General features: G+C 63.8%; 27 protein-coding genes. 17 read left to right on the top strand and 10 right to left on the bottom strand.

Annotated features, from left to right (window positions below; all coding sequences use genetic code 11):
• Window positions 1–389: 389 nt before the first annotated feature.
• The 4 genes from AB8841_RS27255 (at window position 390) to AB8841_RS27240 (ending at window position 3218) form a co-directional block, all read left to right on the top strand.
• Complete coding sequence (locus AB8841_RS27255) at window positions 390–1211, top strand: ABC transporter ATP-binding protein (protein ID WP_370438862.1); 822 nt, start codon at window positions 390–392, stop codon at window positions 1209–1211.
• On the top strand, window positions 1168–1998 hold the full coding sequence (locus AB8841_RS27250) for an ABC transporter permease (RefSeq protein WP_370438861.1): 831 nt from the start codon (window positions 1168–1170) through the stop codon (window positions 1996–1998). Before AB8841_RS27255 ends, AB8841_RS27250 begins: the two co-directional genes overlap by 44 nt.
• Window positions 1999–2337: 339 nt before the next feature.
• A complete protein-coding gene (locus AB8841_RS27245; RefSeq protein WP_370438860.1) occupies window positions 2338–2766 on the top strand; it encodes a hypothetical protein in 429 nt (142 codons plus the stop codon).
• 137 nt (window positions 2767–2903) lie between these two features.
• Window positions 2904–3218: a hypothetical protein gene (locus AB8841_RS27240; RefSeq protein WP_370438859.1), complete on the top strand. Its 315-nt coding sequence runs from the start codon at window positions 2904–2906 to the stop codon at window positions 3216–3218.
• Between the two features lie 151 nt (window positions 3219–3369).
• Here the strand turns inward: AB8841_RS27240 and AB8841_RS27235 are convergent, their stop codons facing one another.
• Window positions 3370–3678, bottom strand: coding sequence for a hypothetical protein (locus tag AB8841_RS27235; protein WP_370438858.1), 309 nt, complete (start codon window positions 3676–3678; stop codon window positions 3370–3372).
• A 429-nt stretch (window positions 3679–4107) separates the two neighbouring features.
• Here AB8841_RS27235 and AB8841_RS27230 point away from each other — a divergent pair, with 429 nt between their 5' ends.
• The 4 genes from AB8841_RS27230 (at window position 4108) to AB8841_RS27215 (ending at window position 7266) form a co-directional block, all read left to right on the top strand.
• The gene (locus AB8841_RS27230; protein WP_370438857.1) at window positions 4108–4506 is read left to right on the top strand and encodes a hypothetical protein; all 399 of its coding nucleotides are present in this window, start codon (window positions 4108–4110) and stop codon (window positions 4504–4506) included.
• Window positions 4507–4665: 159 nt separating this feature from the next.
• A complete protein-coding gene (locus AB8841_RS27225) occupies window positions 4666–4953 on the top strand; it encodes a hypothetical protein (protein ID WP_370438856.1) in 288 nt (95 codons plus the stop codon).
• Between the two features lie 133 nt (window positions 4954–5086).
• Window positions 5087–5455, top strand: a complete 369-nt coding sequence (locus tag AB8841_RS27220; RefSeq protein ID WP_370438855.1) for a hypothetical protein — start codon at window positions 5087–5089, stop codon at window positions 5453–5455.
• A 293-nt stretch (window positions 5456–5748) separates the two neighbouring features.
• Complete coding sequence (locus AB8841_RS27215; RefSeq protein WP_370438854.1) at window positions 5749–7266, top strand: diguanylate cyclase; 1518 nt, start codon at window positions 5749–5751, stop codon at window positions 7264–7266.
• 189 nt (window positions 7267–7455) lie between these two features.
• On the opposite strand, the gene AB8841_RS27210 is transcribed toward AB8841_RS27215, so the two are convergent.
• A complete protein-coding gene (locus tag AB8841_RS27210) occupies window positions 7456–7758 on the bottom strand; it encodes a hypothetical protein (RefSeq protein WP_370438853.1) in 303 nt (100 codons plus the stop codon).
• Window positions 7759–8310: 552 nt separating this feature from the next.
• Here AB8841_RS27210 and AB8841_RS27205 point away from each other — a divergent pair.
• A complete protein-coding gene (locus AB8841_RS27205; protein ID WP_370438852.1) occupies window positions 8311–8592 on the top strand; it encodes a hypothetical protein in 282 nt (93 codons plus the stop codon).
• On the opposite strand, the gene AB8841_RS27200 is transcribed toward AB8841_RS27205, so the two are convergent.
• On the bottom strand, window positions 8593–9957 hold the full coding sequence (locus AB8841_RS27200; protein ID WP_370438851.1) for an NAD(P)/FAD-dependent oxidoreductase: 1365 nt from the start codon (window positions 9955–9957) through the stop codon (window positions 8593–8595).
• Between the two features lie 617 nt (window positions 9958–10574).
• Between AB8841_RS27200 and AB8841_RS27195 the strand changes: the two genes are divergently transcribed.
• From AB8841_RS27195 to AB8841_RS27160, 8 genes are all read left to right on the top strand, one after another.
• Entirely contained in the window at window positions 10575–11381 is an 807-nt protein-coding gene (locus AB8841_RS27195) for a hypothetical protein (RefSeq protein ID WP_370438850.1), read from the top strand.
• 130 nt (window positions 11382–11511) lie between these two features.
• Window positions 11512–12426: a LysR family transcriptional regulator gene (locus AB8841_RS27190; protein ID WP_370438849.1), complete on the top strand. Its 915-nt coding sequence runs from the start codon at window positions 11512–11514 to the stop codon at window positions 12424–12426.
• A 231-nt stretch (window positions 12427–12657) separates the two neighbouring features.
• Window positions 12658–13707, top strand: a complete 1050-nt coding sequence (locus AB8841_RS27185) for a TRAP transporter substrate-binding protein (RefSeq protein ID WP_370438848.1) — start codon at window positions 12658–12660, stop codon at window positions 13705–13707.
• 124 nt (window positions 13708–13831) lie between these two features.
• Complete coding sequence (locus AB8841_RS27180) at window positions 13832–14431, top strand: TRAP transporter small permease subunit (RefSeq protein ID WP_370438847.1); 600 nt, start codon at window positions 13832–13834, stop codon at window positions 14429–14431.
• 6 nt (window positions 14432–14437) lie between these two features.
• Entirely contained in the window at window positions 14438–15721 is a 1284-nt protein-coding gene (locus tag AB8841_RS27175) for a TRAP transporter large permease (RefSeq protein WP_370438846.1), read from the top strand.
• 165 nt (window positions 15722–15886) lie between these two features.
• Window positions 15887–16570, top strand: a complete 684-nt coding sequence (locus AB8841_RS27170; RefSeq protein ID WP_370438845.1) for a DUF2848 domain-containing protein — start codon at window positions 15887–15889, stop codon at window positions 16568–16570.
• A 40-nt stretch (window positions 16571–16610) separates the two neighbouring features.
• The gene (locus AB8841_RS27165) at window positions 16611–17966 is read left to right on the top strand and encodes an amidase (protein WP_370438844.1); all 1356 of its coding nucleotides are present in this window, start codon (window positions 16611–16613) and stop codon (window positions 17964–17966) included.
• Between the two features lie 24 nt (window positions 17967–17990).
• The gene (locus AB8841_RS27160) at window positions 17991–18788 is read left to right on the top strand and encodes a putative hydro-lyase (protein ID WP_370438843.1); all 798 of its coding nucleotides are present in this window, start codon (window positions 17991–17993) and stop codon (window positions 18786–18788) included.
• 30 nt (window positions 18789–18818) lie between these two features.
• Here AB8841_RS27160 and AB8841_RS27155 read toward each other — a convergent pair whose 3' ends face one another.
• The 7 genes from AB8841_RS27155 to AB8841_RS27125 form a co-directional block, all read right to left on the bottom strand.
• Entirely contained in the window at window positions 18819–19277 is a 459-nt protein-coding gene (locus AB8841_RS27155) for a hypothetical protein (RefSeq protein ID WP_370438842.1), read from the bottom strand.
• A 268-nt stretch (window positions 19278–19545) separates the two neighbouring features.
• A complete protein-coding gene (locus AB8841_RS27150) occupies window positions 19546–20304 on the bottom strand; it encodes a TerC family protein (RefSeq protein WP_370438841.1) in 759 nt (252 codons plus the stop codon).
• Between the two features lie 162 nt (window positions 20305–20466).
• Entirely contained in the window at window positions 20467–21135 is a 669-nt protein-coding gene (locus AB8841_RS27145) for an exopolysaccharide biosynthesis protein (protein WP_370438840.1), read from the bottom strand.
• A gap of 239 nt (window positions 21136–21374) precedes the next feature.
• Window positions 21375–21956 (bottom strand): DUF2076 domain-containing protein, encoded by a 582-nt coding sequence (locus AB8841_RS27140; protein WP_370438839.1) that lies wholly within the window; start codon window positions 21954–21956, stop codon window positions 21375–21377.
• Between the two features lie 32 nt (window positions 21957–21988).
• Window positions 21989–22705 (bottom strand): Bax inhibitor-1/YccA family protein, encoded by a 717-nt coding sequence (locus AB8841_RS27135; RefSeq protein ID WP_370438838.1) that lies wholly within the window; start codon window positions 22703–22705, stop codon window positions 21989–21991.
• Window positions 22706–22720: 15 nt separating this feature from the next.
• On the bottom strand, window positions 22721–23482 hold the full coding sequence (locus AB8841_RS27130; RefSeq protein ID WP_370438837.1) for an anti-sigma factor: 762 nt from the start codon (window positions 23480–23482) through the stop codon (window positions 22721–22723).
• Window positions 23475–24023 (bottom strand): sigma-70 family RNA polymerase sigma factor, encoded by a 549-nt coding sequence (locus tag AB8841_RS27125; protein WP_370438836.1) that lies wholly within the window; start codon window positions 24021–24023, stop codon window positions 23475–23477. The genes AB8841_RS27130 and AB8841_RS27125 overlap by 8 nt, the downstream gene beginning before the upstream one ends.
• Window positions 24024–24474: the final 451 nt, after the last annotated feature.

The raw sequence follows: 24474 nt of genomic DNA, 5'->3' as shown, positions 1-24474 counted from the left end.
TCACCGTGAGGGACCCATCGCCTGTTGCGTGGATCGAAACCGCCCCCGCGAGTCGCCTGTCGTAGGCCTGATGCATCGTGTGAGAGGGTAACCCCGGTTTTTCTCAGCAAGCGATGCTCTGGCAGTGGACAGGCGTCGTGGCGCCCGCCGCTCGTACGAGTGATGAAACCGAACGGGCTGTTGAGATGTTTCCCTCCGTCTCGCCGGCCCAGACGGCTCCGGAGCAGCCTGCGGGGGATTTCGCGCGACGCGAATGTGGACGGGTTGGTTGCTCCGGCCCCGGATTGCCGGTCCGTCGCGGGGAGGAACTTGCCCGACTTCAGCCCATGCGCACCGGGCCGCTCGGGATCAAGGTTGCCTCACAGGTCGCGGGAGGGAAGGTGGCGGTCTTGGAATCTCCAGGCGGGCCGGACGATCCCGGCATCATCGACACACGCGCTCTGACGAGACGCTTCGGGGAACTGCTCGCGGTCGATGGCGTGTCTCTGAACGTGCGGCCGGGAGAGATTTTCGGCCTGATCGGCCCGAACGGCGCCGGAAAGTCCACGCTCATCAAGATGCTGACGACGCTTTTGCCGCCAAGTTCCGGCTCTGCCTCGGTGGCGGGCTTCGACATGATTCGCCAGCCCGCCAAGGTGCGCGCGCATATCGGCTACGTGCCCCAGCTCCTTTCTGCGGACGGGGCGCTGACAGCCTATGAAAATCTGCTCCTCTCGGCTCGCCTCTATCGCGTGCCCGGACAAGAGCGGCAGGCGCGCATCGCCTCGGCTCTCGAACTGATGGATCTGAAGGACGCCGCCCATCGTATCGTCGCGGGCTTCTCGGGCGGCATGATCCGGCGGCTCGAAATCGCCCAGAGTATGATTCATGAACCCGATGTGCTGTTCATGGACGAGCCGACGGTGGGGCTCGATCCGGTGGCGCGCCGGACCGTCTGGAACCACGTCCGGGACTTGCGGGCAAGACTCGGCACCACAATCCTGATTACGACGCATCTGATGGAGGAGGCCGACGAATTATGCGACCGCATCGGCGTGCTCCATGCGGGCAGGCTCCAGAAGGTTGGTTCACCCAAGGACCTGAAAGCGCAGATCGGCCCGGAGGCGACCCTGGACGACGTATTCGCTTCCATCACCGGCACAAAGATGGCCGCCGGAGGATCCTATCGTGACATCAGGCAGACCCGCGCCAGCGCTCGCGCCCGCTCGTGAGCTTTCGAGGCCGGCCCTGATTGCTGGCTACCTGACCCAGATTCATGCCGTGGCGGACGCCGAAATCCGCAAGCTCATGCACGATCCGAGCGAGCTTCTGACACGGGCGCTTCAGCCAGCCATCTGGCTGCTGCTGTTCGGCCAGGTCATGGCGCAGGTGCGGGGCATCACGAACGGGGAGCGCTATCTCGATTTCCTGGCGCCCGGCATCCTTGCTCAGAGCGTTCTGTTCGCAGCCATCTTCTACGGCATCGCCGCGATCTGGGAGCGCGACCTCGGCGTGCTGCATCGCTACATGGTCAGCCCTGCGCCCCGCAGTGCGCTCGTTCTCGGCAAAGCCGCGTCATCGGCCATGCGGGGCATATCCCAGGCGGTCATCGTCTACGCCCTCTCGGTCCTGATCGGAATCAGCGTGTCGTTCGCGCCGCTCCATCTCCTCGGCGTGGCGCTCTTCATCGCGATCGGATCGGCTCTGTTCTCGACCTTTTCCCTGATCATCGCGTGCATCGTGAAGACCCGCGAGCGCTTCATGGGCATCGGCCAGGTGCTGACCATGCCGATCTTCTTCGCCAGCAATGCGATCTATCCGATCGAACTCATGCCGGAATGGCTCAAGGCCGTGTCATCCGCGAATCCGCTGACCTATGAGGTCGACGCCCTTCGCGCCCTCATGCTGGCCGACGGAACGAGCCGGTACGGACTTGGCTTTGACTTCGCCGTGCTGACAACGGTCACGGCGCTGCTCGTTGCCGTTGCCGCGCGCATGTATCCCCGCCTGACCGCCTGACCGCCTGACCGCGAAAAGAGACGCCCATTCGAAGGGGGCTCCTGGCGCATCGTGCGAAAAAGTGGACCCGGTTTTTCGCACGATGCGCTCTTTTCAGGAAGGGAGCATCGGATCAGATCCCAAAAGTGGGCCCACTTCCCGCGTCCGATGCTCTAGGGCTCGTCCTCGCCTCGGCCCTCCATGTCCGTTTCTGTCAAGCGGCTGTCCTCTCTGATCAAGCGCACCGCTTTCGCATCTCTAGAATGCTGCCTGCGTGACGATCCGGCCGGATCGTCACGGCGGTCTCGCGCGGGCCGGGAGACCGGCCGCTTCAAAGCCATTCATCGAGAGGAGGCTTTCTTGAAGACTTCAACTGTTCTGATCGGCATCGGCCTTATGCTCGCCGGAGGCCCTGCGGCCGCACAGGCGCAACCCAATCCCATTCAGGGCACGCCCGGATCGGCCTTCCCTTATGCCGCGCCCAACGAGGTCCAGATCATCAACGGCGTTCCGTGCCGGACCGTCCTGGTCGAGGGCAGCAACATGCGTGTTCCCGTGGAATGCGCCGGCCGGGTCGCGACCGGGACTTTCGAGCCGGGAGCCACGGGGAGCATTGGCGTCGAGGAAGGGGCCGGGCGAATGATCGCGGGCCGGCCGATTTCCGGAACGCCGGACTCGCTCTTTCCCTACGCCGCGCCCAATGAGATCCGGATCATCAATGGCGTGCCCTGCCGGACCGTCCTGGTCGAGGGCAGCAACGTGCGTGTTCCCGTGGAATGCGCCCGGTAGCGGCGGAGCGGATGGAGGCAGGCCCGTTGCCATGGCGCGGGCCTGTTTCTTGCCGTCAGTGTCTCATGCCGTGCCTCGCTCTCGCCTTACTGCCATGCTTCAGACTATGCAGGGGGACCCTAACCGGAGGATCGCGCTTGTTTGAGGATCACGGGAGCACACGGATCGATCTGCCCTGTCCGCAATGTCGGCGGCTGTTCAAAGTCCGGCTGAGGAAGCTGCAATTCGGAGCCGATCTCACCTGCCGTCTATGCCGGCACGAATTCTCGGCCCGGGATGTCGCCGGGCAGCCCGAGATTCGCGAAGCGCTCGCCCGGATGCACAGTATCGTCACGCGGCGGGCGGGCTCTGCGACAGTGGCCGCCTCTCCGGATATTGCCGGCGAAAGAAACGAGAGCTCCTATGCCCGCGTGACGAGACTGGCCGAGCGCGCGGCAGGAAGCCTGAAATAGAGCGCGCCCCGGAAACACGCTCATCCGCCTCACATCGGCCTTGTCCTGGAGCACCGAACGCAAAAGTGGATTTGCACTTTTGGGATCAATTCGATGCTCCCTCTTGGAAAGAGTGCATCGTTTGAGCGGACCCGAAGGGCCGCACGATGCGCTAGACGCCCTGTCCCCGAAGATAGCCTTTCGCCGCCCGCACCGGGGCGGCGCATTGCGGCGACACGCTCGTCAGCACCTCGTCCGGAGCGGCCCTGCCCAGCCAGATATCGAGAGCCGTGCTCGCGATCCAAACCGGTTCAGCCGCTGCGCGGCCGACAAGGGCGGGAAGGGCGGCGTCGGCGCATTTCCTGACATCCGCGATGACGGCCTGCGGTGCGCGGACTGCCGCGAGACGTTTCTCCATCTCGGCCTGCAGCGGGTCGACGATCAGCACATTGACGATGAAGGCCAGAATTTCGTGGATCATGTCCACCTCCGTCGCCGGCCGTCAGATCGGTGAAGATCCGACATCACGCAAGGGCCGGCGCGGCTTACGTCAGAGGGGCCCGGATCAGGGGTCGTCCCCAAGGTATGTATCGAGAGCCGCAGTTCAAGGTTCGGAGCGGACGAGCGCATCGTGCCAAAAAGTGGCTCCGGCTTTTTCGCGAGAACGATGCGCTCTTTCCAAAAGGGAGCATCGGATCGAATCCCAAAAGTGGATTCCACTTCCCGCGTCCGATGCTCTATAGGCGGCTCGCCGTAAGGTCGGGTCATCGCGCGGGTGCGGCATGAGCGCCATGCAAAGGGAGTTGCAGGGTGACGCCTTGTTTACCCCCTGTGAGGTACGCTAAAAGGACGGCGACTTTGGATGTCGTGCCCGCCGTGAGATGCGCGACGCCGGCCTGGGGTATGGACGATGACCGACCTGGACGAGATGAAGAACGTGATTGTCGCGACCGTTCGCGATGAGGAGCTGGCCTCGTCCGCCTGCTACGAAATCGACGGCTATGCCAAGTTGTGGCCCTTCGTTCTCATGGTCAACGATTGGGATGTCTGGAACAGGGGCAAATCCGCGCTCAGGCCCGAGGTCCTGTGCTGGCTCGAGGAATCCGGCGTTTCATACGACCTGCACCTGTTTCTCAGCGGCGGGGGGCTCTTCGGGTTCAAGACCCGGCACGAGGCGGCGCAATTTACGCTGAAGTGGTCCCGGAAGGGGCCGGCGATGCCGGTCTGTGCGATCTCCGCTCCTGACCAGAGCTGGAACCCGCATCCCATCAAGAGCACCTTCGAACCTCCTTATCTCGGGGCGGCTTAGCACATCGCGCCGACCCGGTGGCCCATGCTGCGTGAAGCGGTGCAGGCGGAGTAGGGGGCGCAGCGATTCAGAGATATATCCCGGAGTGCGGTCCGAGGGCTAATATGATGGCGGGGCCGTAAGGGGGCAGGTCACCAGATCATCAATGCAGGCGCTGCAATGCCTCGCTTTTATATCGATGTCCGAGGCCATTTTGGAACAAGAGAGGACCTACTCGGGACCGATCTGCCGGACGTTGCGGCCGCACGGAGCGAGGCGCTGAGGATCGCGGGCGAAATCCTGAGCAGCTGGAGCGGCACCCTGCCAAGCTATTACGACGAGATCGCGATCGAGGTCAGAGGCGAGGATCTGCGTCCCCTCGTCACGATTCCTTACGATGAATTCGTGAAGGGGGCCGGGGCTGCCGGACTGATCGACGCCGGAGAGTATGAAGCGCCGTTTCCTTAACATTCCCCAATCGCATGAAGCCTCCTACGCATAGCGTCTTCCTCAATCCCGGCAATGCGGACGCCGTTCCTTGACGTCCTTTATGTTCTGTGTTTGTTCTCTAACAGGCAGATCATGAAAGGCGAACCAGACCGTGATTCATTCCGGATCAACCCGCAGACCCGCAGCCGCCGGCGTGCCCGTGCCGCGGGGAGAAACCCCGCAGCGAACGCTCGCCAAGGCCGAACAGACGATCAGAAACCTGCAGGACAGGATCGCCGACCAGAAGCGGCACATCCGCGACCTCCAGGGTCAGATGAGGCACGACGAGGGGCTTGCCGCCGAGCGTGAGGACCTGAAATCCGAGATCGCCGATCTGAAGGGCGAGATCAGGGAGCTGACGCGCGCCAACCGGGAGCATGTCGAGAAACTTCAAGCCCTGCGGGCCGAGAACATGAAGCTGAAGGCCGGAGCAAGGGCCAGGAAGCCGAACGGGGAGGCGGCCGAGCCTGCGTCTCCGTGAATGCTCGGCTCCGTGTGACATCAGGCGGGAAATCCTGAAGGGACGCCCGCCATCCTGGGCGCGCTTCGATGAAGGAGGCGCGCCCATGCAGACCATCTCCGCACGATGCCTGTGATCGCAATCTCGGCACTTGTCCCGGAAGCGTCGGCAACCCTCAGGCAATCGACAGGTTCTAGGCTCTTGTCCAGGGTGCTCCCGCACCCCCCTCCGGATGCGGCCCTGCTCCTATCGTCTGGCTCGGCTGCGCCGGTCTATAGGATTAAGGTCCGAGACAGGATGTGCTGCGCCGCGGAATGAAACGCCTCTTTGCAAAATTCTACCTCCAACTGAGCGCAGGCGTCATCGTTCTGGGCATCCTGGCGGTTTCGGCCCATACCCTCTGGAGCGACCGTCTCGACACGTGGCGCCAGGCGGAGCAGTCTTCGCAGAACCTTCTGACCGCACTGGCACGGGACCTCGCCGGCAATATGGGGCTCCTCGACCTGACCCTCCGGGGCGTGATGCAGGATCTGAACGACGGACGGCTGCACGATCTTCCCCCCGAACTTCGGCACCACATGCTGTTCGACCGGGCTTCCACGGTCGGCTACCTGGGATCTCTGCTGATATTGGATGAGGCCGGCGATGTGGTTGCGGATGCAGGAGCCATCGTTTCGCGCTCCGCCAATTTCAGCGACCGTGACTATTTCCTGGTCCATCGACAGCGTCCGGATGTGGGATTGTACGTCAGTCACCCCTTCAGGAGCAGGCTGCGCCATGGCGACCTGAGCATTGCGATCTCGCGGCGCCTCTCCCATCCGGACGGCCGTTTCGCCGGTGTGGTGATGGGAGCCGTGTCGCTCAGCAAGATTCATCAGCTTTTCCAGGATCTGAGACTGGGCTGGGACGGCACCATCAACCTCTTCCGCGACGACGGAATCCTGCTGATGCGAAAGCCCTTCGACGAAGGCCAGATCGGTCAGGATTTCGGCGGCTCTCCCTATGTCCAGGAACTCCTTCAGGGACAATCCGCCACCTTCGAGTCGGTCTCGCCGATCGATGGAATTCGCCGGGTCATCTCATTCGGACAGCTCGGCGGGTTGCCGCTCGTCCTGACCGTCGCTCTCTCTGTCGACGAGGTCTTTGCGGCCTGGACCCGGAAGGCTCTCATCATGAGCCTCATGACGGGCTTGCTGTGCCTGGCGGTCGTGGGCCTGACGGCTCTGTTCCGAAGCGAGTTGAACCGCCGCAAAACGGCCGAGACCAAGCTGAGGCGGCTTGCCCGAACCGACGACCTGACCGGCCTGCCCAACCGCCGCGCCTTCCGCGAGGCGTTCGAGCGTGAGTGGCGGCATGCGGTCCGTACCAAGTCGTCGCTGGCGCTGCTTTACGTCGATGCCGACTTCTTCAAGGATTTCAACGATCGGTATGGTCACAACCAAGGCGACGAGGTTCTCCGGGCAATCGCCTGCACCGTGGATGCCAATATCCGGCGTCCCCGCGACATGGCGGCCCGTCATGGCGGAGAGGAGTTCGCGGTGATTCTCCCGGAGACCGATCTGGCCGGAGCCCGGGGCATCGGCGAGAATATTCGCCAGGCCGTCGAGACACTCGGTCTCGTTCACGCGAACAGCCCTTACCGTCTTGTGACGGTCAGCATCGGCGTGGCGGCGGTTCGGCCGCTGCGGGGCAGCACACGAGAAGCGCTTCTCGAAGCCGCGGATCAGGCCCTTTACGGCGCCAAAGCGGCTGGCCGAAACTGCGTCCGCGAGACACACGCGGGTACGGCCGAATCCGAAGACATCGCCTTTCCCTATGCCGATGCCCGATAAGAAAAAGGAAGCGCCCGAAGGGCGCTTCCAGGTCCCGGCCCGCAGGGGCAGAAGAGAGCCGGTGAACTCAGAGCATCGGACGCAAAAGCGGGAACCGGATTGGCGTGAAAAGATGCTCAAAACATAGACTTAAGGCATCGGACGTGAAGTCGGCTGCACGTCCGATGCTGCAGGAACTCAACATTCAGGTCAGCCCGTCGCCCGAAGGTTGCCGGTCGCGGCGCTCGCAAGGTGCTTCTGCAGTTCGGCGACGAGCATGACATAGGGCTGCCGCCGCTCCCGGTGCCTGATCATCAGGCTCTCGGCGATCTGTTTCTTCAAGACGGGGTCCGTCCTGCTGCTGCTCAGCCGCTCCAGTTCGTGGCGGTACTCGAAATCGAGGTTGGACAGGGTGCGGATCGTCTCCTGCAAAAGAGCGCTCAGATCAAATCGTCTGGTTGCGCCGACGACCAGACGGTCGAGCGCGGATGGACCATGCTGCGGTTTCGACATCTTTCACTCTATCTTATCGCTGGCGTGCTTGTGGTTCATGCGCCCCGTGGCGGGGCGAGCGCCTGACGGCATCGAGGCTTGGCCGGGAGCTCCCGAACGACCTCATTCTGTCGGCGTCCATTGCTGCCGAAGACTATGCTTGTCATGCTTGGGAAGTCGGTCAATATTCGGACAATATGGCTAAGGTTTTGCTCTGGATGTTCTGTTCGATATAGGCATTTGGTGCGACAAGTCTGTTAGAAATCCGACAGATCTACTAACTCTTTGGTGGTATGAAATCGAGATCGTTGTTCTCGTGCTTGCCGGGACCGGGTTGTCTTCTAAAGCCCCGGACGTGCCATCGAACTCACGTTCGCTGCTTTAACATTTTGGTTTCGAGCATCTTTCCATGCAAATCCGGTTCCCACTGTTGCGTTCAATGCTCCAGGCATCGAGCCAAGTGGTGGATTCGGTTTTTGGGCTCGTTCGATGTCCGGCCCCTTGAAGGGCACCTCGTCTTGCGAGGAACCCGACACCAAGTGACGGGATGATGCTCAGACGAGGAGGCGGACCATGCAACTCAGCGAAACGGCGCGCGAGATCCTCGACTTCTTTCGCGAGACGCACCGCAAGCCCGGTGCCCGCATGACCATGGCAAAGCTGGATGCCCGCTTCGGCACGGATCCCGCCGTCGCTGTGGCCGTATCAGAGCTCGCCCGTCTCGGATACGTGACCACGCCCGATGCCGGGACGATCGAGCTGACGGATCGTGGCTTCGATGCTGTCCATCGCGGCGGTCATCGGCCCGAGAATGGTCTGGATGCTGACCCGGATCCCGGGCGAAAGGGAGGCTGATTATCGCCAGTCGGCCCCTGAAGAGGCTGCCTGACTTCGGCCTGGTGGCTCCCGGCTCATTTCGACCGATGAATCCTGGGGCTGCACCTTTTCCGCCTGGGCCGCATCCTCAGCCTCGGAGCCGCCCACGATGAGGCGCGCTCCTCGCTGATAGGTCAGGTAGTTCCAGAGCCAGCTGAACGCGACCACGGCACGGTTGCGCAGGCCGATGAGGAAGTAGATGTGTGCGAAGCCCCAGAAGAGCCAGCCGATAAAGCCCTTCAGGTGGACACGGTCGAGCTTCACCACCGCCGCCTTTCGCCCGATGGTGGCAAGGTCGCCCTGATGCCGATAACGGAACGGGCCCGGCGGCGCCCGGCCCGAAACTCTCGCTATGATCACATCGGCCACATGGCGGCCCATCTGCTTGGCGGCCGGGGCTATGCCGGGCACGAGCCGCCCGGTTTCGTCCATGACCTCCGCGGTGTCACCGATCACGAAGATCTCGGGGTGGCCTGGAACCGATAGATCCGGACCGACCTTGACTCGTCCGGCCCGGTCCCGTTCGGCATCGAGCCACGCCCCCGCCGGAGAGGCGACCACGCCCGCGGCCCACACGATGGTGCCGGCCCCAAGCCGCGTTCCCTCAAGGTCCACGCCGCGATCGTCGCAATTCGTCACCCGGGTGGAGGTCATCACCTCCACGCCCATCCTCTGGAGGGATCGTTGAGCGTAGGCCGACAGGTTCTCCGGAAAGGTGGGCAGCAGCCGTGGCCCGGCCTCGACCAGGACGATGCGGGCGGCGTGCGGATCGATGTGGCGGAACTCGGCGGTCAGCGCATGATGCGCCACTTCCGCGATGGCTCCGGCCATCTCGACGCCCGTGGGGCCGCCGCCGACCACGACGAAGGAAAGCAGCCGCCGCTGCTCGTCGGGGGCGCCGGTCAGCTCCGCCTTCTCGAAGGCCTGCAGGATCTTGCGCCGAATCCTCGTCGCGTCCTCGATCTGCTTCAGTCCCGGAGCGGCGGCAGCCCATTCCGGGTGACCGAAATAGGAATGCGTGGCGCCGGTCGCGAGGACGAGAATGTCGTAGGGAATGGTCACGGATCCGGCATGGACGAGCCGGGCGCCGACATCGATGCCGGTCACCTCCGCCATCAGCACGGTCGCGTTCTTCTGGCGTCTGGCGATGCTGCGGATCGGCCAGGCGATGTCTGCGGGAGACAGGGCGGCCGTCGCGACCTGATAAAGCAGGGGCTGGAAGTAATGGTAATTGTGGCGGTCGATGATCGTCACGTCGACGGGCGCGCGCGCCAGGGATTGAGCCGCCGTCAACCCTCCGAAGCCTGCACCGACGATCACAACCTTAGGCGTGCCGACTGTCATGCTGCTCTCGCCCTTGCTCGTCACGCATGCAAATCCGTGTCGGCGGTCGATGTTCCCCGATCCGTGGGGAAAGCGCCCAAGCGCTCGAGATCGCTCTGGAAGGAAGAAACCTCCCGCCGATCCGCACAGGCTCCCGCATCAGGATATTCGATGCGCGCGCACCAGTATGACACAGGTTGCGGCATGGAGGCCAGGAACTGTCCCCGGCCTCTTGCGCATGGCTCCGATGCAGCGCCTGTCGTTTCCGGGCGAGCGTACTCCCGCTCTGAGAGTCGATGACGCGGGTTCCGAAGACGTTCTTCTCCTTCTTCAGGTCCGTCGCCTCCAACATCCATGGGAGCGGGTTCTCGGCTTCGGCGAAGACCGAACGCAATCCAGTTGTGCGCAGCGGCGATTGGTGGTTTGTCTCGCCTGAAATCTCGGCAGCGCGGCTTTTGACTTCTGCACCGTGACGTTGCTAATGCGTCCGCGATCTGCTCCGGCGCACGGAAGACGTTCTTCCGGTCAGCGTGATCGTGTCCGTTTTGATCCCGCATGGAAAAAGCCTGATCGCCCCGCCGGCACGGTGGTTCGGCCGCGCGGGCTTCCGTGTCCAAGCCATTCGAAGGTCGCAGATTGTGGACGTTTCTTTCTGGATGCCGCTCGTCATGAAGATGCTGACCAGTGCGGCCATCGTCGTCGCCGCCTCGCTGGTTGTGGAGCGAAGCGGCCCGTTCCTCGGCGCCATGATTGCGACTTTGCCCATTTCGGCGGGCCCGGCCTACGCGTTCCTCGCACTCGATCACGGCTCCGAGTTCGTCGCAACGAGCGCCCTGGCGGGTCTGGCGGTGTCTGCCGCGACGGTGGTCTACATGATCGTCTATGCCGCCGCCGCGCAGAGAGGGGGAGTGCTCGCCAGCGTCGGCTCGGCCCTGGCGATCTGGGCCGTCTCGATCTGGATCGTTCTCGGCATCCGGTGGTCCCTTGGCGGCGCCCTCGCCCTGAACGCAGGGATTTATGCCCTCGCCATTCCCATCGCGCGACAATTCTCGGCGGCGGCCATGCCGGTTTCTCAAGCGAAACGCCCGTGGGACATCCCCTTCCGCGCGGCGCTCGTCATGAGCGTGGTGGGTGTGACGATCGTCGCGGGAAGAACGCTGGGACCTTCGGTCGCAGCGGCCGCGGCCTTGGCACCCGTCGTTCTCATGAGCCTGGCCCTGATCCTGCATCCTCGCGCGGGGGGCGTCGCGGCGGCATCCGTGGTCGCCAATGGGGTGCCGGGCATGGTCGGCTTCGTCGGCGCGCTGACCCTGCTGCACCTGTGTGCGGTGAGGCTCGGAGCCGCCGCGTCGCTGCTGCTGGCGCTGGGAGTGAGCATCGGGTGGAACGCATGTCTGGTCGCGCTCAGGCGGTGGCGCCGTTCGGTGCGCGCCGGCATGCGATGACGGGGCAGTGCCCCTTCGCACGTCTGAAACTCGGACTTGGCGCCCTCGGTGGTTCAGGCGTTGTTCCGGGATGCATTTCGCGGATGCATTTTGGGATAGAAGGTGCCAATGATCGCCGAGCGAATTGCCGATGATCGATTTTCGAAACATTGAAACATTCTTCTGGGCGGCAGCCCTCGGCAGCCTCAGGGCGGCTTCCGAGAAGCTAGGGACGACGCAGCCTGCGGTGTCGCAGCGGATCGCGTCTCTGGAGGCTGCGCTCGGCGTGCGCCTGTTCGAGCGCGATGCGCGCGGCGTGACGCTGACGGCCAAAGGGCAGGAGATGCTCTCGCACGCGGAACGGATGATGCAGGCGCGCCGCGACATGCTGAAGGCAGCCCAGGACCAGAACGTGATGAGCGGCACGATCCGGATCGGGGTTGCGGAAACGATCGTGCAGACTTGGCTGTCGACGTTCATCGAGGAGGTGCACAGCGCTTATCCGGCGCTTGTTCTGGAGATCGAGGTCGACAGCACGCATGTGCTGCGCTCTCATCTGATGTCGCGCACGATCGATATCGCGTTCCTGATGGGCCCCGTTCTCGAGGAGCGTGTCGAAAACCTCCCTCTATGCACCTATTCGCTCTCTTGGGTCGCCAGCCCGACGCTGGGTCTCGGAGACAGCCGGGTGACGCTGGAGCGCGTCGCGGAAAGACCGATCATCACCCATCCGTCGAGCAGCAGTCCTTATCGGATGGTGCGCGATATGCTCATGCGCGCCGGCGTGAAGACGCCGCGGATGTACGGCAGTGCCCCGGTGTCGATGATCGTTCGCATGGCCCTGGACGGCATCGGCACTGCCGTGATCACGCCGGTCTTCCTGGACCGGGAGCTTGCTTCCGGCGAATTGCAGATCCTCGACGTGGAAAGCGATCCGCTTCCGGATCTGAGTTTTACCGCGAGCTGGGTCGACGGCCTCGAAAGCCGCTCGATGCGCTCGATCGCCGCACTTGCACAAGAGGTCGCCGTGCGGACCGGAGGCAGGGCTCCGAGGGGATATAAATAGCATTTATACCCCCCATTAAAACATACGAATAGACAAGGCGAAGGTTCCTGCGATGCAATACGCCGGGGCTGAAGACCGACAGCCAGGTAACAAAGCGTGAAGCGCGCCATGGCGGCACCATTGCTCGGTGTCCGCCTGAAGTCTCCGAAAGCCGCAACAGGGAGAGACGCTTCGCGGCGACCTGCATGTGTCTTCGCTCAGCAGCAATACTGAACCAGAGGATGACACATCATGAAAAGAATCGCTTGTGCCGTCGGCGCCGCAGCCCTGATGGGCCTGTCCGGCGTGGCATTGGCTCAGGATTTGCCGAAGACCCATCTGCGGATCGTCGGGGGGCTCAGCAATCTCACCGCCTACAATGACTTCGAGAAGCCGTTCTGGACGAAGACGATTCCTGAGCGCTCGAACGGTCAGGTCACGGCGGAGATCAAAGGTTTCAACGAGATGGGCCTCAAAGGGCCCGAGATTCTCCGCCTGATGTCGCAGGGCGTCATTCAGTTCGGCACGGCGACGCTCTCCTATTTCGCCAGCGACAACCCGATCAACGAGGCGATCGATCTCGCCGGTCTTGCCCCCGACGTGAAGACGGCGCGCGAGGTGACCGAGGCGTTCGAGCCCGTCTACGCGAAGTTCTATGGCGAAGGTTCGCGGGTGAAGCTCCTGGGCATTTCGACCTATCCGGCGCAGGTTCTGTTCTGCAATGCCGAGGTGAACGGCCTGGCCGATCTCAAGGGCAAGAAGGTCCGCACGAGCAGCCGCACCCAGGCTGAGTTCGTGGAAGCCTTCGGCGGCTCGAGCGTGACGATGGCCTTCGGCGAAGTGGTGCCGGCTCTGCAGAACAAGGTCGTCGACTGCGCGATCACGGGATCGCTGTCGGGCTATTCCGCGAAGTGGTATGAAGTCTCGACCCATCTCTATGCGCTGCCGGTCAACTGGAACCAGCAGATCCACGCGGTCAACCAGGCCGCCTGGGACAAGCTCGATCCGAAGGTTCAGGAATTCATCCAGACCAACATCAAGACCTTGGTTGACGATATCTGGAAGGCTGCCGCCGAGCAGACCCAGCAGGGCTATGACTGCAATACCGGCGCGGATGCATGCACTCTCCCGGTCAAGGGCAAGATGAAGCTGGTTCAGCCGACCGATGCCGACCGTGAACTCCTGAAGAAGGTACTGCAGGAATCCATCCTGCCGAAATGGGCGGCGCGCTGCTCCGCCGATTGCGTGAAGAGCTTCAACGACACGATCGGCAAAACGCTGAACGTCACGGTCTCGAAGTAACGCAAAGAGGTGCGCCGGATCTGTTTTCAGATCCGGCGCACCTCTTTCATGAATCTGGCCAACGATTCTTCGATCCAATGCGGTGCGTGAGCATACCGACAGGGATATTCTGATGGCACCAACAATGCGACCTTCCTTCCTCGGCAGCCTGATCGGCGCCGCCGAGCACATGTCACGCTGGGCTGTATGGTTTGGTGGGGCTTTGACGATCGGCAGCGTGCTGCTGATCTCCTTCGATGTCGTTGTCCGAAAATTATTCGGCTTCAGCACCGGCGGCGCCGATGAGCTGTCGAGTTACGCCTTCGCGATCAGCACATCGTGGGCGCTCGCCTTCGCAACGCTCCAGCGCGCAAATGTCCGCGTCGACGTGATCTACCAATATTTACCCGTTCGCGTGTCGGCCATCCTGGATTGGCTTTCCCTCGTGGCGCTCGGCGTCTTCATGGTGATGCTGACGTACTATGCCTATGACGTCGCCGCGACCTCATGGGCGCAGAATTCCGCCGCCAACACACCTCTGGCGACGCCGCTTTACATTCCTCAGGGCCTTTGGCTGCTCGGTCTGATCTGGATGTGCCTGGTTCTGGCGCTCATGCTGCTCAGGGCTTCCGTCGCGCTCGTCACGGGCCGGATCGACGACGTGAAGGCGATTGCAGGCGTTCGTTCGACCAAGGAAGAGGCAGAAGAAGAAGCCGCTGCTGGCGAGCGGATGGTGAAGGGTTAAGACGAAATGGTTGCCACCGCACTCATCCTCCTGCTTGTCCTCATCGGATTGAGCATCCCTGTGGGCGCCGCCCTCGGCGTGCTCGGGCTCGTCCTGGATCCCCTCTACTCCATGCTCCCCTTGACCCGCGCAATCGGCGAACTGGCATGGAGCACGAACAACGAATTCCTCATGGTGGCTGTGCCTCTCTTCATTTTGCTGGGAGAGGTTCTGCTGCGGGCCGGATTCGCCGAGCGGATGTACGGCGCCATGAGCCTCTGGCTTTCCTGGTTGCCCGGCGGCCTGATGCACGCGAATATCGGGGCCTCGACCCTGTTCTCGGCGACTTCGGGATCAAGCGTCGCCACTGCCGCGACGGTCGGGACCGTCGCGATCCCGCAGATCAAGCGCTATGGCTACAACGAGCCGCTCTTTCTCGGCAGTCTCGCGGCCGGCGGCACTCTGGGCATTCTGATCCCGCCCTCGATCAATCTCGTGATCTACGGCGTTCTCACCAACTCCTCGGTTCCCAAGCTCTATCTCGCGGGCATCATCCCGGGCTTCATGATGGCAGGCCTGTTCATGCTGGTAATCGTGGTCAGCTGCATCGCAAAGCCGTCCTGGGGCGGGCACAAGATTCACGCGACTTGGAGCGAGCGTTTCCGGAGCCTTGTTCATCTCGGGCCGCCACTCGGAATCTTCTTTCTCGTCGTGGGCTCGATCTATGCCGGTCTCGCAACGCCGACGGAAGCTGCCGCTCTCGGCGTACTGGGGGCTCTCATCCTCGCGGCATGGTTCCGTCGCCTGACCTGGACGATGCTGCGCGAATCCGTCGAGGGGACGATGCGATCGACGGCGATGATCATGCTGATCGTGATCGGCGCCGCCTTCCTGAACTTCATCATGTCGGCCACGGGCCTCACGGACGCGATTACCGGATCGATCACGGGTCTGGGACTGTCGCCCGGATGGATGCTGGTGATCATCATCATCTTCTACCTGGTGCTCGGCTGTTTCATGGAAACGCTCTCCATGATGATCACGACGATTCCGATCGTGGCGCCGATCATGCTCGCTCTCGGCTACGATCCGATCTGGCTCGGCATCATCATTATCGTTCTGGTGGAAGCCGCTCTGATCACGCCGCCCGTGGGGCTCAATCTTTTCGTCGTGCAGAGCCTGCGCAAGAGCGGCTCGATGGGCGCCGTGATCACAGGGGCGCTGCCCTTCGTGGTGGCGATGTTCATCCTGCTCGCTCTCCTGTCGTTCTTCCCGGGCCTGGCGCTCTGGCTTCCGAGCGTCTTCAGCTAGCACGTCGTGCGGACCCGGTTCTCGTGACGGCGACTCTTCGGGCCCGCATCCCCGATACCCTCATCCAAGACCCGTGCACCGGATCGGGTCTCAAAGTGCAGATCCACTTTCGGGGCCGACGCCCCGAGCGCATTCGACCGCATTTTCAACCCTTATGGATTGACCATGAAACTGTCCTTCAACGTTGAAACACAATCAGGCTCCCGCACGGTCGACGCCGAGATTTCCTCTCTCGTCGTCGCGGGCTGGGCCGGGCGCGACCAGCACGCCATCGAGCACCATATCGAGGAGCTGTTCGCCATCGGCGTGCCGCGTCCGAGTTCCGTGCCGCTGTACTATCGCGTCTCCGAGAACCAGCTGACCCAGGCCTCGCGCATTCAGGTCGTGGGAGGCGAGACGTCCGGCGAGGTGGAAACCTTTGTGTTCAAGGCCGGTGGCGAGCTCTATGTCGGCATCGCGTCCGATCACACCGACCGCAAGCTCGAAACGCACAGCGTCGCCTTATCCAAGCAGGTCTGCGCCAAGCCGGTGGCCGCCGAGGCATGGCTCTATGCGGATGTTGCCGAATACTGGGACGAGCTCGTCATCCGCTCCTACATTCAGGAGAACGGCGAGCGCGTGCTCTATCAGGAAGGCACCCTCGCTTCGCTCCGGCCTCCGCTGGAACTCGTCTCAGGTTTCGCGGGCGGGGACACGCTTCCCGAGGGCGTCGCCATGATCTGCGGCACGGTCGGGGCGAAGGGAGGCATCCGTCCGGCCCCGTCCTTCACCATGGAGCTGTTCGATCCACGCCGCGGACGCACCTTGAGCCATAACTATGATATCGAGGTTTTGCCGGAAGTCGCTTGATCCGGGATTCGTTGCAACCCACCACGATGGTTGATGAAACATGACGTCGACAGTGAACGAACAGCAGCAGGCGCTCGCAGAGGGCCGCGCCACATCCCTGGCTCTGACGGAGGAAGCGCTTCGCCGCGCAACCGATCCGGCCGGAGAGGGCGCGCGTGTCTTCACGAAGCTCTACCCCGATGCGGCCCGCGCCGCGGCCCAGGCTTCCGACCTTCTGCGCAAGGCAGGCCTCGTCCGTTCCCCCATCGACGGCCTGACTGTTTCGATCAAGGACCTGTTCGATGTCGCGGGCGAGGTCACCATGGCCGGGTCGGTTGCGCGTGCCGGTGAGCCGGCGGCTGCGGAAGATGCGGTCGTCGTCAGGCGGCTGCGCGCCGCAGGCGCGGTGATCGTGGGCCGCACCAACATGACCGAGTTCGCTTATTCCGGGCTCGGCCTCAATCCACACTACGACGTGCCGCGCAATCCCTGGGATCGCCAGACCGGGCGCATTCCCGGCGGCTCGTCGTCCGGTGCCGCGGTCTCCGTGACCGACGGAATGGCCGTTGCGGGGATCGGGTCGGATACCGGCGGATCGGTTCGCATTCCCGCAGCGCTCTGCGGCCTCGTCGGATTCAAGCCGACGGCCGCGCGGGTGCCCTTGACGGGTGCTCTGCCGCTCTCGTTCAGTCTCGACTCCATCGGGGCCATCGCTCCTTCCGTCGCGTGCTGCGCTGTCCTCGATGCCATTATGGCCGCGGACGAGGAGCCGCTGCCGCGTCCGGCCGATCTCGGCAAGCTCCGGTTCGCCGTTCCCACGACCCTGGTGCTCGAGGGAATGGACAAGGATGTCGCGCGTGCTTTCGAACAGGCGCTGGCAAGTCTGTCGTCGTCCGGTGCGCGGATCGATGAGATCGCCGTGCCCGAATTTACCGAACTCGCGGCGATCAACGCCAAGGGCGGCTTTACGGCGGCCGAGGCCTGGACATGGCACCGGGACCTGATCGAGCGGGCGGGCGATCGCTACGATCCGCGCGTCGTCTCGCGGATCCGCCGGGGCAAGGATATTTCCGCCGCCGACTACCTGGACCTGCTCGCAGCCCGCAAAGCCTGGCGCGCAAGCGTCGAGGCGCGGATCCAGGATTACGATGCGCTGCTGCTGCCGTCCGTGCCGGTCGTCGCCCCCGCCATCGCGGACCTCGCCGCGAGCGACGAGGTCTATTATGCGACGAACGGGCTGATCCTGCGCAATCCGACGATGATCAACTTCCTCGATGGAGCTGCCCTGTCGGTCCCATGCCATGCACCGGGCGAAGCTCCGGTGGGCCTGATGATTGCGGGACCCGCCGGTGCCGACCGCAGGATCCTGTCCATCGGCATGGCCATGGAAGCTCTGCGCTCGCAGGCGCGGGCATAACCTACACTCTGGCAGAAAGATCGGATGATGTCCGGAACGATCACCAACGACGCCGCCTACAAAGCCCGGTTGGAGGCCCGCGCCGGTATCCTGACCGGGCCGACCGCCAACTTGGCTCCGGGGCACGTTCAGGCGAATCTCGCCATTCTGCCGGAGGAACTGGCGCACGACTTCCTCCGTTTCTGCCAGCGCAATCCCAAGCCATGCCCACTGGTCGCGGTGTCCGAAACGGGCGATCCATTCCTGCCGGAACTGGGCCGGGACATCGATATCCGGACGGACGTGCCGCGATACCGGGTATGGCGAAACGGCGAGCTGGTCGCGGAGCCCACGGATATCCGCGATCTCTGGAACGACAAGCTCGTCGCCTTCCTGATCGGCTGCTCGTTCTCCTTCGAGGAGGCCATGCTGGCCGACGGCCTGCCGGTGCGCCACATCGAGCAGGGCTGCAACGTCCCCATGTACCGGACGACCATTCCGACCGTGCCCACCGGGCCATTCTCAGGGCCGCTCGTCGTGTCCATGCGGCCCCTGAAGGCGGCGGACGCGATCCGCGCCGTGCAGGTGACGTCTCGCTTCCCCTCGGTTCACGGCGCCCCGGTCCATTTGGGCGATCCTTCGCTGATCGGGATTGGCGATATCGCCAATCCCGATTACGGCGATGCGGTCGAGATCCGCGAAGGCGAGATCCCGGTTTTCTGGGCCTGCGGCGTCACGCCCCAATCCGTGATCGCCAACGTTCGCCCCGAGTTCTGCATCACTCACGCACCGGGGCACATGCTCGTCACCGATCTTCTGAACTCCTCGATCGCGGTGCTCTGATCCGTGTGAGCGGGCGCGCCTGCTCCGCCGTCATAGATCGGTCTCGGCATCCGGGGCCGACTTGACGTCGCCGGACGCAGCACCCTTCACATTGATCCGGACGATGTGCCTCTCCACCTTGCCGTTGGCAGTCCTGACTTCGTATCGGACCTCGTCGGCTCCCTTGTAGGCCGGGCCGGCCTTGTAGAAGACCCCTTGCGCGACGGCCTCGAGCTTGGGGCAGCGGGAGATCCGGCCCGCCTTGAGTTTTCCGCTCCGCACGTTCACCTCTCCGTGCTTCGGCGGCGTCACCACGCGGATCGTCGGCAACGGCCCGGATGTGCAGTCCTTCTGTACATTGCCGTAAACTCCGAGGCGGTGCTGCTGCCCTGCCGTAATGTCGGCGCTGCGATAGGCGCTGCTGCTCTGAGCCAGGACGCTGCCGCCGGACATGACGAGCACGCCGGTCAGGACGGAAGCTGCGGCGGCGAGGGACTTCGTGATGGCCATTCATTGGCTCCTTTTCGTGACGTGATGACGAGACGGCGGGGCCTACGGCATCGGGTGTGAATTCGAACTCACATCCGATGCTGTCGGTCGATGCTCTAACGGAGCCCCGCCACGAGATCTCACCGCTGCGGCTAGAGCATCGGACGCGGGAAGTGGATTTGCACTTTTGGGATTGCATCCGATGCTCCCATTAGAGGACAGCGCATCATTCCAGCGGACCCGAAGGGCCGCGTCAGCGAATACCGGGTCCACTTTTCCGCATGATGCGCTAGACAGACGGTTCTGCGGACGATCCGGCCGCCTTGCGCCGGGAGGCCCGCCGCGAGAGCATGTTCAGTCCCTCGATCAGCGCGGAGAACGCCATTGCGGCGTAGATGTAGCCCTTCGGCACATGCGCTCCGAAACCTTCCGCAATGAGGGTCATGCCGATCATCAGAAGGAAGCCCAGGGCCAGCATCACCACCGTCGGATTGTTGGCGATGAACCGGGCGAGCGGATTGGCGGCCAGCAGCATCGCCGTGACGGCGACGATCACCGCGATCACCATGATAGCCACGTGATCCGTCATGCCGACGGCCGTGATGATGCTGTCGAGGGAGAAGACCAGGTCGAGCAGAAGGATCTGGGTGATCGCCGCGCCGAACGTCATGGTCGCCTTGGCGGTGCCGAACACATCATCGGACGGCGTGGGGTCGACATTGTGGTGGATCTCCTTCGTCGCCTTCCAGACGAGGAAGAGGCCGCCGCCGATCAGGATCAGGTCGCGCCAGGAGAATCCATGGCCGAAGACCGCGAAGATCGGCTCGGTCAGGGTGACGATGATCGCAATGGTGCCGAGCAGGCCGAGGCGCAGGATCAGCGCCAGGCCGATGCCGATGCGGCGCGCTCTTGAGCGTTGGTGCTCCGGCAGCTTGTTGGTGAGGATCGAGATGAAGATGAGGTTGTCGATGCCGAGCACCACCTCCATTACGATGAGGGTTGCCAGCGCCGCCAAGGCGGTCGGATCGGCGATCCAGGCGAAGTCCATTCGATGTTCCTTTCGATCCTGTGAACAGGATGGCATTGTCTTCGCGGGCGAAGCCGCGGGCAGGTTCGGTCGCTCCCGTCTATCGTGGTCCGCAGGAGCGGCGGCGGGGATGGCCTAAGCGCCGTTACGGTGGCGAGGCGGCAGGTTGCGTGACGAGGCTCCTCATCCGAGGATGCCCCACAAGTGGTCGAGGAAGGCCTTGACGCCGGCGACGATCGCAGACGAGATCGCCGCCAGGATCAGAAGGCTGCCGACGGCCGCAAGCCAACCCACGAGCGTGGCCAGGCCGTCGCGTTCCAGGATCCCGAGCGCGAACGCCGTGATGGCGAAAGCCGGAGGCATGTTGCCGAACGGAATCGGCAGGAAGAGGATGATCGCGAGCAGAAGGCAGATGCCACCCACGATCCGCTCCAGGATGGGTCCGAGCATGATGCCCACACGGGGCCGCAGGAGGCGCTCAGACCGGTTCAGGAAGGGGCCGAGCTTTCCCGTCAGCAGGACGAAGACGTCACGGGAGATGGAGCGCTCGCAGATGAAGCGGGGCATCCACAAGGTCGGGCGTCCGAGCATCAGCTGGGCCGTGACGAAGAGGAGGGGGGCTCCCAGAACCGCCGACATGCCGGGCGGAAGCGGCAGCACGTTGGGGGCGGCGAACAGAAGCATCAGGGCGCCGAAGGCCCGGTCGCCGAACGCGTTGAGCACGTCGCCGATGCTGACGACCGGGCCGGGGCTGCCGGCAAGGGTGCTCAGAACTTCGGAAAACCGTTGCCGGTGCTCTCCGCCGCCCTTCGGCGAAACGGCGGCGGAGAGACGACTCGATGGGTCGGACATGGTCCTGTCTATGGATCTTGGATGAAGCGTTATTCGTGGAATGGGTCAGGCACTCGCATGGCCGTGAAGCCATTGAGGCCGGAAGCTCGTAATGGTGTCGGGGCAGGGGCCGGTTCGATCATGGGTCTTTCCTCGATAGGGCACCCGGGCGATCGTGCCGGCACATTGCGCCGGCAGAACGGCAATTCTCAAGAATGGACGCGGCCCCGGCGTCATGATCGGGGCAACGCCCGCTCCCGTCAGATCTCCTCGTCGAAGCCGAAGTCGCCTCCCGCATCGCCGAAATCCTCGGCTGCCGCCTGTTGCGGCTCGGCCTGGCCGGACTCGGCTGCGTTCGCCTCACCCCCTCCCGAGAAGGCATTGGCGATCATGTTGCCCAGGAGCACGCCGCCGGCGACGCCCATGGCGGTCTGCGCCGCTCCCGCCAGGAAGCCGCCGCCTCCGCGTCCGGGCGCCATGCCCATGCCGGGAGCCATGTGGGGCGCCTGGGGCGACATGCCGTGCATCGACTGCGGCTGATAGGGCTGATGCGGCTGCGGACGCGGCTGTCCGCCGCCGAAGAGGCCGGACAGGAACCCGCCGCCGCCCGCCGGACGGCTGGCGATCTCATGTTCGAGCTGCTGGATCCGGCCGTGGGCGGCGCTCAGGGCCTGTTCCTGCACCACGATGGTCTGAGCCATGTAATACGGCGCGTTCGGCTGCTGGCCGATCCGGGAGCGGATGAAATCCGCCGCCTGCGCGTCCGGGGGCGTGGACTGGCGCTCGACCTGGTCGATCTTGCCGAAGAGCTGCTCAATGGCCTGACGGTCCTGATGGTCCATGAAATTCGATCCTTTCTGGCAATGGACGATGATTACTCTTCCCGCTGCCCGGTGAGGCTGAGAAGCAGCTGGAACAGATTGATGAAATTCAGGTAGAGGGAGAGGGCCCCGAACACGGCCATCTTGTTGTTGGCCTCATGACCGAAGCTCTCGGCGTACTGCTCCTTGATCGACTGCGTGTCGTAGGCGGTCAGCCCCGTGAACACGAGCACGCCGATGATCGAGATCGCGAACTGAAGGGCGCTCGACGCGAGGAAGATGTTCACCAGGGAGGCGATGATGACGCCGATCAGACCCATGATCATGAAGGAGCCGAACTTCGACAGGTCCCGCTTGGTGGTATAGCCGTAGAGGCTGGTGGCGCCGAACATGGTCGCCGTGATGAAGAATGTGCGGGCGATGCTGGTGCCCGTGAAGACGAGGAATACGGAGGCCAGCGACAGGCCCATCACGGCCGAGAAGGCGAAGAAGGCGGTGCGCGCGGACGCCGCCGTCATCCGGTCCATGCGGAACGAGAAGAAGAAGATGAAGGCGAGCGGCGCCAGCATCACGACCCACTTGAGCGGCGTCTGAAAGATCGGAACGTACAGGGCCGGAGTCGACGCGACGAAGAACGCCACGAGTCCCGTCACGACAAGGCCGATGCCCATGTAGTTGTAGACCCGCAGCATGTGCTGGCGCAGGCCTTCGTCGAACAGGGCGCCGCTGGTGCGGGCCGTGGCGGTTTGCCAGGCATAGGGTGTGTTCATGAATATCTCCGAGGTTTACTGAAGCTTGCGGGACAGCCGCAGGGCTGCCCGTTCAAGGGCTTTGTCGCTGCCGGTTCCGGTCAGCGCATAGGCGAGTTGGCCGGTCTGCCAATACACGGCCTTCGCCGTGTCGAAGCGGGCCAGCGTGGGGGCGATCACATTGAAGGCGTGAGCCTGCGCGGCGAAGAGAGACACCCGGCCGAGATCGCCGGCATCGATGGCGACCTCGATGCTGTGCCCATATCGGGATGGGAAGACCTGGGCGTCGCGGACCTGCCAATCCTTGGGCAGCGCCGGGAGCTGGATTCCGGTCTCGGCCAGAATTTCGGCGGGGTCGTAGGCTCCGACACCGGTTTGCGAGGTCATGCGGGCGCGCAGAAGGCCCGTCTCATGGGAATGCAGGGCATCCTCCACGAAGGCGGGCGGCTTGGGCGAGGCCTCGCTGTCGGAGATCCCCAGGCCGACCTGCCCGTGGGCAAACCATCCAAACCCGACGAGCGCCGCGACGGCGGCAACCCGGCGGAGCTTCAGCCCGAAGGCCTGCCAGCCAAGGGCACGTTCGAGCTTTGTCGCCGCCGCGAACATCGCTTCCGCAGGGCGGGGCAGGGGAACCGCATGGAGCAGCCGGAGGGCGTCGCGATCCTTCAGGTCGGCCATGATCCGGGTGGCGGCTTCGGGGTCGCGGGCAAGGTGTTCCTCGACCTCGATCCTCCTCGCAGGATCGAGCTGCTCATCCACATAGGCGAGAAGGTCCGCTTCGGTGATGGGGTCAGACACTGGATCCTCCTACGATGCGCAGGCTTGGCCGCTTGGCGCCGGGCGTCTGCGAAAGATCGGCTCCCGCCTCGAAACCCCGCAGCGCCGCGCGCGCGCGGCCCAGGCGGGACATGAGGGTGCCGACGGGGATTTTCAGGGCGTTCGCGGCTTCCTGGTAGGACAGTCCCTCGATGGCAACGAGATGCAGGGCAGCCCGCTGCTCGTCCGGCAGGCTCATGAAAGCCGCCTGGACCTGCTGAAGCCTGACACGGCTTTCCTGTTCGGGCGGAGCGGCCGTGTCCGCAAGGGCGGCCGCCTGCTCCAGGCGGCGGAATTCCGCCGCCCGACGGCGCCGGGTGTCGATGAAGGTGTTGTGCAGAATCGAGAGAAGCCAGCCTCGCAGGTTCCCCCCGGAGCGGAACGAGCTTCGCCGCTCATAGGCGCGGACGAGGGTGTCCTGCACGAGATCCTCGGCATGCGCCTCGTCCCGTGCCAGAGAACGGGCATAGCGCCGCAAAGGCTCGAGCAGTCCGATGACATCCGTGTGCTTGGCGTCGTTCATGTGAGGTATACGATGCAGGTCGGTGTCTTCATCCGGGGCGAATATCGAAAAATTCGAGCCCGCGGTCTCATGCCTGTGCAAGCGGGGCGAGCATCTCCTGTCCCGCTCCGCAGCGAGCCGGAACGGTGGCGTCGCTCATCTGTTCAGGTGTGGGGGAAGTCCGATCGCGAAGGCGTGCAGAGCCTCCGACAGGAAAGATGCCGGGATGCGTCGTCGGAACGAGGGTGGAATCCATTATCGGATCCTCCAGTTGCGGTCGCGCTCGTGGGCGCAAGGGCAAGAGAAGGAGTCCGACATCGCGAGCGGCGACCCGCTCGCCAGAGGGGCCCGGACCCTAAGGCAAGGATGAGGTGGTGAGCAGCTTTGCGATCTGCAAGAGGGCCGCCGATCGCGAGACCGGATAAACGAAGGCGCATGGGGCTGGGCCACATGCGCCTTGGATCTTAAGCAC

The organism is Microvirga sp. TS319 (genome assembly GCF_041276405.1).
Lineage (GTDB): Bacteria > Pseudomonadota > Alphaproteobacteria > Rhizobiales > Beijerinckiaceae > Microvirga.
Note: the sequence above shows the minus strand (reverse complement) of the source record. Positions and strands in the feature narration are given on the sequence as shown.

Coding starts and splice junctions, on each gene's coding strand:
- AB8841_RS27235 (WP_370438858.1), bottom strand. CDS start 3,678: ATGATCCACGAAATTCTGGCCTTCATCGTCAATGTGCTGATCGTCGAC.
- AB8841_RS27230 (WP_370438857.1), top strand. CDS start 4,108: ATGACCGACCTGGACGAGATGAAGAACGTGATTGTCGCGACCGTTCGC.
- AB8841_RS27225 (WP_370438856.1), top strand. CDS start 4,666: ATGCCTCGCTTTTATATCGATGTCCGAGGCCATTTTGGAACAAGAGAG.
- AB8841_RS27215 (WP_370438854.1), top strand. CDS start 5,749: ATGAAACGCCTCTTTGCAAAATTCTACCTCCAACTGAGCGCAGGCGTC.
- AB8841_RS27210 (WP_370438853.1), bottom strand. CDS start 7,758: ATGTCGAAACCGCAGCATGGTCCATCCGCGCTCGACCGTCTGGTCGTC.
- AB8841_RS27205 (WP_370438852.1), top strand. CDS start 8,311: ATGCAACTCAGCGAAACGGCGCGCGAGATCCTCGACTTCTTTCGCGAG.
- AB8841_RS27200 (WP_370438851.1), bottom strand. CDS start 9,957: ATGACAGTCGGCACGCCTAAGGTTGTGATCGTCGGTGCAGGCTTCGGA.
- AB8841_RS27190 (WP_370438849.1), top strand. CDS start 11,512: ATGATCGATTTTCGAAACATTGAAACATTCTTCTGGGCGGCAGCCCTC.
- AB8841_RS27185 (WP_370438848.1), top strand. CDS start 12,658: ATGAAAAGAATCGCTTGTGCCGTCGGCGCCGCAGCCCTGATGGGCCTG.
- AB8841_RS27180 (WP_370438847.1), top strand. CDS start 13,832: ATGCGACCTTCCTTCCTCGGCAGCCTGATCGGCGCCGCCGAGCACATG.
- AB8841_RS27175 (WP_370438846.1), top strand. CDS start 14,438: ATGGTTGCCACCGCACTCATCCTCCTGCTTGTCCTCATCGGATTGAGC.
- AB8841_RS27170 (WP_370438845.1), top strand. CDS start 15,887: ATGAAACTGTCCTTCAACGTTGAAACACAATCAGGCTCCCGCACGGTC.
- AB8841_RS27165 (WP_370438844.1), top strand. CDS start 16,611: ATGACGTCGACAGTGAACGAACAGCAGCAGGCGCTCGCAGAGGGCCGC.
- AB8841_RS27160 (WP_370438843.1), top strand. CDS start 17,991: ATGATGTCCGGAACGATCACCAACGACGCCGCCTACAAAGCCCGGTTG.
- AB8841_RS27155 (WP_370438842.1), bottom strand. CDS start 19,277: ATGGCCATCACGAAGTCCCTCGCCGCCGCAGCTTCCGTCCTGACCGGC.
- AB8841_RS27150 (WP_370438841.1), bottom strand. CDS start 20,304: ATGGACTTCGCCTGGATCGCCGATCCGACCGCCTTGGCGGCGCTGGCA.
- AB8841_RS27145 (WP_370438840.1), bottom strand. CDS start 21,135: ATGTCCGACCCATCGAGTCGTCTCTCCGCCGCCGTTTCGCCGAAGGGC.
- AB8841_RS27140 (WP_370438839.1), bottom strand. CDS start 21,956: ATGGACCATCAGGACCGTCAGGCCATTGAGCAGCTCTTCGGCAAGATC.
- AB8841_RS27135 (WP_370438838.1), bottom strand. CDS start 22,705: ATGAACACACCCTATGCCTGGCAAACCGCCACGGCCCGCACCAGCGGC.
- AB8841_RS27125 (WP_370438836.1), bottom strand. CDS start 24,023: ATGAACGACGCCAAGCACACGGATGTCATCGGACTGCTCGAGCCTTTG.